Raw genomic sequence first — 5,919 nt, 5'->3', positions numbered from 1 at the left:
ACAATTTGGCGGTGAATTTTCACAACATCTTGAGCAAGAAACACTGATCAACACCATGACATTACCACTAAATGTAGAAGAAAATAGCCATGATAAAGTGCCTACTAGTTGAAGATCAGACCTTAGTTCGTTTAGGCCTCGCTAATTTACTTAACCTCGATAGCGCCATTAATATCGAAGCCCACGCTGAAGACGGCTTGCAAGCGCTTGCCCAATTAGCAGAGCATAGCGTTGATATTGTTTTACTCGATATGAGAATGCCGAATTTAGATGGGCTCGGCGTGCTGCAAAAAATGCGTGAAAAGGGTGATAAAACCCCCGTGCTAATCATTACCACATTTGAAGATTGCGATGTATTAGTCAAAGCCCTTAACCTAGGTGCTCGTGGCTATGTGCTTAAAAACATTGAGCTTGAAGAACTCATTAGCGCTATCAAGCAGGTCGTCGCGGGGGAGCGAGTATTGCAAAGCGCGGTAACTGACTTTTTACTCAAAAAGCAGTTAAGCCCTCAGCTCTGCTTAACGGACAAAGAACAAACCGTATTGCAGTGTATGTCTTTGGGGATGTCGAACAAAGTGATTGCCAAAAAATTAGATAATTCTGAGGGGACTATCCGCAATCATGTGTCACAAATTCTTGCCAAACTAGACGTAAAAGACCGCACTCAGGCCGTTATAAAAGCCATAAATCAAAACCTAATTTAATACGCAAACAGCACCTAATTACTATTTTTGATTTGGGTATATTGATGAACACAAAACGCTTTTTAAGTGCCACTATTTATCATCAGGCTTAAGTGGTGCAATCAACATAAATAAAAGTAAACAAAACCAACTGATAAACAAACTGGCGATGATCCATGCGAGCTTTTCTTGACGTCCCACTTTTTGTGACCGAGCAATAAGTATAATTGGCATCACCCACATAATGAATAAAACAATCAGGGCTGCACCAACAAACTTTTAACCGATGTAGATTGGCCTTTAGGCTACTAACTATGAAGTTAACAGCATCAAATACTCAGCTGAACACTATTGCTTTATTTTTTATCATAGATAACAGACTATTTATTGACTGCCAATACAACAAACGCCAGCATCAAAAACACGTAAAAAATAAAACTCGACATTGATTACATGATGGTTATGGGATGAGGTTGATCTTAAAAGGTAAATACTGGCTTAAAACGAACCACTTATCTTAAACCCAAATTCGTCTAAGCTAGACTGATAAGTGTTTTCTGCCCATGCATATAGAGTACCTTTAAGGAATTAATAGGTTAGCTATGAATACTAACGATGATGTACCTCTCTCTATGCAACCGTTTAACCTCAATTAAAACCGTTTATCTACAATACTTTCACTTTGGCACCTTTTTCACCTGCATTTTTGAGTTTTCTCTAACATAGGCAAAAAAAAGGAGAAGCATTATGAATAACACTTTAAAAGCGCAAACAATAAATAAATTCACGTCTTTATGCGCCATGTTTATGCTGTCGTTTTCAGCGATTGCTACTGTTAACGCTGCTGAGCAAGTAAAAGACAATATAGAGCAATTATCAAAAGAAATAGAGTCGATACGTATAAGCCATAACGTTCCTGCTATTGGGGTAACGCTAATTAAATCTGGCGAAGCCAAATATACCCAAGTATTTGGCGATACTAGTAAAGTTTCAAATACGGCAGCCACCGCTGATAGCCTTTTTCGCTTTGGTTCGATTACCAAAGTAATTCCGGGTATTGCGATTCTACAATTACAAGAACAAGGCAAACTTTCGTTAGACGACAATATTAGAAGCATTGCACCAGAACTTGCCTTTGAAAACCCATGGCATGCCACTAATCCGATAAAAGTAGAACATTTATTAGAGCATACAACAGGATGGGACAGTCATCCGGCTGAGCAGAAAATTTATACTAACGATAACACTGAGTTAAAAGAGGTACTTGAAATTTACCCACAAAGCCGTGTGAGTCGTTGGGTGCCGGGCACTCGTTCGGCATACAGTAATACGGGGCCAACCGTGGCTGCACGTATTGTAGAAATTGTTACAGGTATGTCATTTTCAACCTACGTGCAAAAACATATTTTTCAGCCGCTACAAATGCACAATAGCCATTTATTAAAACCAAAAAGTTGGGATACTCAAGGCGTGTTACCTTATTTAAATAATGGTTTGTCAGCAGGGTATGAACATATTGCGACCCGTCCAGCGTCTTCATTAACAGCTTCAATGACCGATATGAACCAACTGCTTAACTTATTTTTATACCCCGAGCAAAGTAAAATATTAAGTGCAGCTTCCGTTAAACGTATGCAACGTATTGAGTCTGAGTTGGCTTATCAAAATGGTTTAGTTAGCTTTCAAGGTTTTGCTCATGTTAAAGAGATGATTAATAATGAGCTGTTTTTTGGCCATAATGGCGGAATTCCTGGCGCTATTAGCAGTTTGCGGTATAGCCCAACATCAAAAACAGGTTATGTATTTGCGTTAACCAGTGCTAATGGTGCTGCATTTTCAAAAATAAAAAAGGTATTAACTAAGTTTATTCAACAAGAAAATAGTGAAACTAAGCTAACCAGTTCAGCTAAAAAAGCACTTCATAGTGATTTCAACAACGCTGCGGGGCTTTATACCAAAATCAATTCAAGCATGAGTTTAGGCAATATTATTAGCTACTTTAGCGATGCGGTGCAGGTAACCGCAGCAAAGAATACCTTAGTCTTTACTTGGCTTAAAGGTGGCTACCAATTAAGCTATCACCAACAAAGTGATAGCCCCGTGCTAAGTAATAAAGATGGATTACCACAAGTAACTTTGGCGCAAGACCCAATTGAAGGCCAAGTGTTGTTAAGAAATGCCGATGTTTATGTGCAAACGTCTCCGGGATTGTTTTATGCAAAATTTGTAGGGTTATTGCTAAGTATTGTGCTTATTGTTACCAGTATTATTTATACTTTGTATACGTTTTTTGTTCGCCCTGTAATTAAGTTGGTCACTAAAAACAATGCGTCATTATCTCAGCCAAGAACTTTAGTTTGCGTAAGCTCAACGCTGTTACTTACTGCAATAATGCCGATATTACTCGTTGGGGAGTTTGCCTTATTTAATAACCTTTACTGGATCAGCCCACTATTAACAGTGATGAGTGTGTTATACCCTTTGATTACCCTTATAGCTGGGGCAAGTTGCATAAAGCATTTTAAAAATATTAATAAAGGGTTCCATCGCCTTTACCTTAGCAGTATAGTATTGGCCCACTGTGTGTTAGCACTATATTTATTGAGTTATCAACTTGTTGCAGTGACATTATCTGCTTAAATTTACAAAATATTCAGGGCACGCTATGTGCCCTATTTACTATGATGAAACTATACTTTTTTCCGCGTGACCCTCGATTTTGGCTTTATCACTGCACAGCACTAATTGCTGTGATAGCTGTCGACTTATTTACTTCAGCAAACAACGGTCAAATCAATGTAAATATTGCCAAGGTTTCTGCTCTTTTTGCACTACTATTCACTGCAACGACACTGAGCTTTAGGTTTGTTTTTAACAAACAATCTTGGTACAAAACGGTGTATCACAAACAAATTCCGGGCTTACTGCTTGCTGGAACGTTTATGTCGTTACTTAGCACAAGTAGCATCATTGTTATTAGCTATTACACACCATTTTTTCATTCCATTTATAGTAGCTATATTGGTGAAAACACCAGCCTAGCGACGGCTTTTCAGTCAGCCTTTATGGTAAAACAGTGCTTACAAACACAACTATTTATTTGTTCTTGGATTTTTATTTATACCAGTATTACCCACCAAAGGCATGCCACCAACGCGCAAATGCTGAGCTTAAAATTAGAGAACTCATTAAAGTCGGCACAACTGGAAAACCTAAATACTCAGCTTAATCCGCACTTTTTATTTAACGCATTAAACAATATTCGCTTTATGATTGCGGAATCTGTTGAAATGGCCGATGACATGATGGTGACTTTATCAGAGCTATTACGCTACGCCCTTGAAATATCACAATCGCATAAAGTACCACTGCATATTGAGCTAGATATGTTAGATAAATATATGCAGCTGATAAAAATGCAATATGAAGATAAGCTCTCGTTTAGCGTTGAAGAACCAGAAAACAGTCATGCGATTATGATACCGCCAATGATGCTACAACTCTTGGTAGAGAATGCGGTAAAATACGGGGTTGAGCGTTCAACAAAAGCCGGTCATATTTCACTTACTTCAAGCCAAAATACGCACAGTGTAACGTTAAAGTTAGCCAACTCACTGCCAACACAAAATGATGAATCAACAGCAAGTATGCAAATTGGGCTAAACAATATTCGTGATCGCCTAACACTACTTTATGGTAGTAACGCCTCGTTCAACACTGAAGTGTTAAACGAGGCGTTTGTTGCAACACTATGCTTACCTAAGGAAAAACAATGATAACGGCCGCTGTAATTGAAGACTCCCGTTTAGCACGCCATGGCTTAATTCGCTTACTTGCTGCACATGACGAAATAAACGTAATAGGTGATGCTGACAATGTAAGTAGCGCACTAGAATTAATTGAAGCTCATTCACCTGACGTGCTTTTTTTAGATATTCATATGCCTGGTGAAAGCGGTTTTGATTTACTGGAAAAACTTAACTATTCACCGCAGGTCATTTTTACCACCGCCTATAATGAACATGCTCTACGATCATTTGATTATAATGTGGTTGATTACCTTTTAAAGCCCATTAATAAATCACGCTTAAGTGATGCTATTTATAAACTAACCATTAATAATCAAAACACTCAACATGATGTGTCAGAACCCTTAGCTAATAACACTGAAGAGACTAATGGCTTTACTGAGACAGAAGTAACAGAGCCGAAACTGACCATGACCAGTAAGGTATTCATTAAAGATGGTGAACTTTGTCATTTAATTCCGTTAGCAGATATTGATTATTTTGAAAGCTGTAAAAATTATACTCGCGTGTTTTTTGGCAATAAAAATGCCTATATTAAGAAGCCGTTAAGCAGTATTTTAAACCGCTTACCAGAAAGTGATTTCTTGCAAGCTAACCGCCAACAAATTATTAATTTAAACGCGGTTAGCCAAACCGACTTAGGAGTAAATGATAATTGCGAAATCCTGCTAAACCATATTACCCCTATTTCAATATCACGCAGAAATATGCAGCAATTGAAAAGCCGCTTAGGCTTTTAGGGTAAGTCAACTTTAACAATCGCTATGCTCAAGATAACTAGTAATTGATGACAAGGCATGGGTTGCAAAGGTTTAATTACGCTTATAGCTGAGATTTACAAAACTAACATGAGCTTATGCAGTTCTTATATTACTTCACTAATCTAACGAGGTTTTACGTATCCAAACCTAAACAATAAATGATAAATAGCCTACCCCTTTAACTAATTAAAGAAGAGAATAGCTACCTTATCTGCAGTAAACAACAAATACCAAACATAAACTAGACAGTCACTTTAATTGCCCTCAAGACTACGCCCTGTGTGTATTACGGTTTACCCAAGAGATGATCAGCAACCCCCTTAAACATACTCAAGCAAACCATTTTACTTTGCAGGTTAATGTCGCCCACGTTAACCAACACCCGCTGTTAATTGCAAAAGCATATCACAATCAACCAGAGACCCACTTACCAAAACAAGGGAACGGGTTAGCTGGGTTAAATGATCGAATGGTACAATTTGGCGGTGAATTTTCACAACATCTTGAGCAAGAAACACTGATCAACACCATGACATTACCACTAAATGTAGAAGAAAATAGCCATGATAAAGTGCCTACTAGTTGAAGATCAGACCTTAGTTCGTTTAGGCCTCGCTAATTTACTTAACCTCGATAGCGCCATTAATATCGAAGCCCACGCTGAAG

General features: G+C 38.1%; 6 protein-coding genes. 5 read left to right on the top strand and 1 reads right to left on the bottom strand.

All coding sequences use genetic code 11. The annotated features are described in order from the left end of the window. The first annotated feature begins 89 nt into the window (after window positions 1–89). Entirely contained in the window at window positions 90–704 is a 615-nt protein-coding gene (locus ATS75_RS19875; RefSeq protein ID WP_058562149.1) for a response regulator, read from the top strand. 72 nt (window positions 705–776) lie between these two features. Here the strand turns inward: ATS75_RS19875 and ATS75_RS20535 are convergent, their stop codons facing one another. Then, window positions 777–917, bottom strand: a complete 141-nt coding sequence (locus ATS75_RS20535) for a hypothetical protein (protein WP_201020987.1) — start codon at window positions 915–917, stop codon at window positions 777–779. Window positions 918–1,430: 513 nt separating this feature from the next. Between ATS75_RS20535 and ATS75_RS19870 the strand changes: the two genes are divergently transcribed. From ATS75_RS19870 to ATS75_RS19855, 4 genes are all read left to right on the top strand, one after another. Continuing rightward, window positions 1,431–3,323: a serine hydrolase domain-containing protein gene (locus tag ATS75_RS19870; protein WP_058562148.1), complete on the top strand. Its 1,893-nt coding sequence runs from the start codon at window positions 1,431–1,433 to the stop codon at window positions 3,321–3,323. A 41-nt stretch (window positions 3,324–3,364) separates the two neighbouring features. After that, complete coding sequence (locus tag ATS75_RS19865; protein WP_058562147.1) at window positions 3,365–4,459, top strand: sensor histidine kinase; 1,095 nt, start codon at window positions 3,365–3,367, stop codon at window positions 4,457–4,459. Further along, the gene (locus tag ATS75_RS19860; protein ID WP_201020986.1) at window positions 4,456–5,232 is read left to right on the top strand and encodes a LytR/AlgR family response regulator transcription factor; all 777 of its coding nucleotides are present in this window, start codon (window positions 4,456–4,458) and stop codon (window positions 5,230–5,232) included. The genes ATS75_RS19865 and ATS75_RS19860 overlap by 4 nt, the downstream gene beginning before the upstream one ends. A 325-nt stretch (window positions 5,233–5,557) precedes the next feature. After that, on the top strand, window positions 5,558–5,839 hold the full coding sequence (locus tag ATS75_RS19855) for a hypothetical protein (RefSeq protein ID WP_058562146.1): 282 nt from the start codon (window positions 5,558–5,560) through the stop codon (window positions 5,837–5,839). Window positions 5,840–5,919 lie beyond the last annotated feature (80 nt).

The sequence above is a fragment of the Pseudoalteromonas sp. H105 genome (assembly GCF_001469215.1).
GTDB lineage: Bacteria > Pseudomonadota > Gammaproteobacteria > Enterobacterales > Alteromonadaceae > Pseudoalteromonas.
This window is presented reverse-complemented; position numbering and strand designations above follow the sequence as displayed.